This window comes from Candidatus Obscuribacterales bacterium, from assembly GCA_036703605.1.
Lineage (GTDB): Bacteria > Cyanobacteriota > Cyanobacteriia > RECH01 > RECH01 > RECH01.
On sequence record DATNRH010001013.1, the window covers coordinates 1 to 3873 of the forward strand.

Sequence of the window (3873 nt, forward strand, 5' to 3'; positions counted from 1 at the left end):
AAATCCTCAGAATACTTTCTATGGCATCAAGCGCTACATCGGTCGGCGCTATAGCGAATTGCCTCCGGAGTCGAGGCGGGTACCCTACACCATTCGGCGAGATGAGGTGGGTAACGTGAAGGTGCAATGTCCGCGCTTGCAAAAAGAATTCGCCCCGGAAGAAATTTCGGCCATGGTCCTACGCAAGCTGGTGGATGAAGCTAGTCGCTACCTGGGTGAAACGGTGACGGGCGCGGTGATTACGGTGCCAGCCTATTTCAACGATGCCCAGCGGCAGGCTACCCGCGATGCGGGGCGGATTGCTGGGTTAGAAGTGAAGCGGATTATTAATGAACCGACCGCAGCTGCTTTGTCCTATGGGTTAGATCGCCGAGACAGCCAGCGGATCTTGGTGTTTGACTTGGGTGGCGGTACCTTTGATGTGTCTGTGCTGGACATCAGCGATGGCGTCTTTGAGGTTAAGGCCACTAGCGGCGATACTCAGTTGGGCGGCAGTGACTTTGACCGCAAAATTGTCGATTGGCTAGCGGAGCAGTTTCTGGAAGCAGAAGGCATTGATCTACGGCGCGATCGCCAAGCCCTGCAGCGACTGATGGAGGCAGCGGAGAAGGCTAAAATTGAGCTATCTGGGGTTACCAATACGGAAATTAATCTACCGTTTATCACGGCTACGCCGGATGGCCCCAAGCATCTTGAGACTCGGCTCACGCGATCGCAATTTGAAGGACTTTGTGGTGACTTGATCAGCCGCTTACAGCTTCCTGTTAAACAAGCGATCGCTGATTCAGGACTGCCGCCGAGCCAAATTGATGAAGTCATTCTGGTGGGTGGCGGTAGTCGAATGCCGATGGTGCAGCGGTTGGTGCGATCGCTGATTGACCTAGAGCCGAATCAAACGGTGAATCCTGATGAAGTGGTGGCGGTGGGCGCGGCGATTCAAGCCGGTATCCTCAACCAAGATATTCAAGACATTTTGCTGCTGGACGTGACGCCGTTGTCTATTGGTCTGGAAACCATTGGCGGCGTCATGAAAAAACTGATTCCGCGCAATACCACCATTCCCGTACGGCGATCGGATGTGTTTTCCACGGCGGAAAATAACCAAACCTTGGTGGAGGTGCATGTTCTCCAAGGAGAGCGGGAAATGGTGGCAGACAACAAATCCCTAGGCCGCTTTAAGCTCATGGGCATTCCCCCAGCGCCGCGCGGTGTGCCGCAAATTCTCGTGTCTCTGGATATCGATGCTAACGGTATTCTTCAGGTGACCGCCCTCGATAAAACCACTGGTCGAGAACAGGGCGTCACCATTCAGGGCGCTTCCACTCTGAGTGAGGAGGAAGTCAACCGTATGATTCAGGAGGCGGAGCAGTTTGCTGATGAAGATCGGGCGAAGCGAGAACGAATCGAGAAACGCACGAAAGCTGAAGCCCTGACATTTCAGGCTGAACGCTTGTTACGTGAAGTGGCCCTAGACTTTGGAATGCAGTTTGCCGGCAGCTATCGCCGTCGTATTGAGCGATTGGTGCAGGATCTGCGGGATTGCCTGGATCGCAAGGATGACCGGGGTATTGATATGACCCAGTCGGAACTGCAGGATGCTCTCTACGATCTGCGCCAGGAAGCTTACCAATTTGCCAAGGAGGAAGAAGAGGAAGACGACTTCTTTGGATCCATCCGTCGCACAATTGCCAATCTGGGCAAAGACGATGATGAGTATGATTATTACGATCGCCGTAGGGATCCCTACGATCGCGATCCCTATGCTCAGGATCCTTATAAGCGTTCTCCTTACCAGGATCCCTATCAGCGTGATCCCTATACTCAGGATCCCTATCAGCCGAATCGTGATCCTTATCGGGCAGAGCCGTCGCGATTTGATGCCGGTCGCCGTGATCCCTATCAGTCCTATGACTATCGGCAAGATGCGCCTAGTCGGGATACCTATGCCCAAGATTCCTATAATGCGCGTCCTCCCCGAGATCCCTACAGCAACGATCCCTACGATGCACGCCCTCCCCAGGATCCCTATACCCAGGATCCCTATAATGCGCGTCCTCCTCGGGATCCCTATAGTGATCGTCCTAGCAGGGATTCGTATAGCAAAGACCCCTACAATGATCGTCCTCCTCGGGATCCCTATAGCGATCGCCGCCCGGCTGCTCCCTCCGATCCCTATGCGGCTCGTCCCCCCTTGGGTCGCCCGCGAGGAGAGCGATCGCCTGCATCACCGCCTAACGACTATGACAATCGCCGCACCCCCCGCTATTCTGACGATGAAGAGTGGGGCGATGAGGATGAATGGCTCTAAGGTGCTGCTGAGGGGCGATCGCCTATCCTCTAGACCTTTCTTTTGATACCTTCATCTCGTTCACATAACGCTCTGATTCATTTGCCGTGCCCAACGCCTCTATGCAAAACTTCCGGAACTACTATCAAATCTTGGGAGTTCCTCGGGACGCTACGCTTGACGATATCAAAAAGGCATTTCGTGCCTTGGCCCGCAAATATCACCCAGACATGAATCCGGGGGATAAGGCGGCGGAGGAAACGTTTAAAGATCTCGGTGAGGCCTATGAGGTGTTGTCAGACGTCAGTCGCCGAGAACAGTACGATCGCTTCAGTCAATATTGGAAGCAGCCTGGATTCCAGCGAAAAGCCCGGAGTGGCCGAGGTACGGCCGATGATATCAACTTTAGTGATTTCCCAGACTTTAATAGCTTTGTCGATCAATTGCTGAATCGCCGGGAGGAAACGGTTGCTCGCACCACTGCGCCTCGCTCAGCCTCTCCCCGTCCGGCAGCTTCCACTGCAGCCCCCCCGCGGCCAACGCCTGCTGGCACAGCACCTCGGCGATCGCCAGCGCCTAAATCTGCAGCAGCCAATCCTTCCCCCCGTGCTCGGGATACAGAGGCCCGCCTGACGGTGCCCCTCGAAACGGCCTACGCGGGTGGACGGGAGCGCATTCGTCTAGAAGATGGGCGATCGCTAGAGGTGAATATGCCGGCGGCCATGGTGAATGGACAGCGGATTCGCCTCAAGGGGCAGGGATCCCAAGGAGGCGATCTCTATCTAAAAATCACCCTTGCTCCCCATGCTTTTTTTAGCATCGAGGGAGCGGATATCTACTGCAAGGTACCGGTGACGCCCAGTGAGGCGATTCTTGGTGCGGCTGTGGAGGTTCCAACCCTAGATGGCCCGGTGAAAATGTCTATTCCGGTGGGGGTGCAGCCAGGACAAAAGTTACGCTTGGCGGGTAAGGGATACCCCATTGAGGGGCAGCGGGGCGATCAAATTGTGGAGATTGTTCTGGCTCTGCCGAAGGAACTCACCACCCATGAACGGGAACTCTACGAGAAACTGCGGCAGCTTGAAACCTTTAACCCTCGGGGGCATTTTTTCTTGTAAGGCTTATGCAGATAGCTAGTCAACCCGAACCTGCTAGTGGCGGGATGGGATTTTTATTGCGGATGTGCCGCTCATGAGCAGCAAGCCAATCAGCACTAGCTTGATGAACCACGGGGTCAAGAATAGGCTCACAAAGAGACAGAAGAGGGCAACGAGTAAGGCTAGCAGAGTAATGCCTTCTGCTTCTTCCGCAAGGTGGGTGCCAACGTAGAAGGAGGCGATCGCTAAGCCTAGGGCAATCAGGCTAAGTCCAATCATGGGACAAACCTCTAAATGAGGATAGGCGCGTTAACGGGCGGCTAGGGCTGTTGCTCTGGGGCAAACATCTCTGAGCCGCGGCAGCGCTTAGATCACTAACATTCCCTCAGAATACCCAAAACCCGTCAGATTTGGGGCAATTTGAGCTAAATCTTGAGTCAAATCCTGTAACGGAATCGTTGCGGTTCATGGCTAAGCATAAACTTTAGT

The 3873-nt window shown here is 54.4% G+C and carries 2 protein-coding genes and 1 pseudogene; 2 read left to right on the plus strand and 1 reads right to left on the minus strand.

All coding sequences use genetic code 11. The annotated features are described in order from the left end of the window. Both dnaK and V6D20_20695 read left to right on the plus strand, forming a co-directional pair. A partial coding sequence (gene dnaK / locus V6D20_20690; protein ID HEY9818198.1) for a molecular chaperone DnaK occupies window positions 1-2308 on the plus strand: 2308 nt, incomplete at its 5' end. 101 nt (window positions 2309-2409) lie between these two features. After that, a pseudogene (locus V6D20_20695) lies at window positions 2410-3306 on the plus strand (J domain-containing protein). A 132-nt stretch (window positions 3307-3438) separates the two neighbouring features. Here the strand turns inward: V6D20_20695 and V6D20_20700 are convergent. Next, complete coding sequence (locus tag V6D20_20700; GenBank protein HEY9818199.1) at window positions 3439-3663, minus strand: hypothetical protein; 225 nt, start codon at window positions 3661-3663, stop codon at window positions 3439-3441. Window positions 3664-3873: the final 210 nt, after the last annotated feature.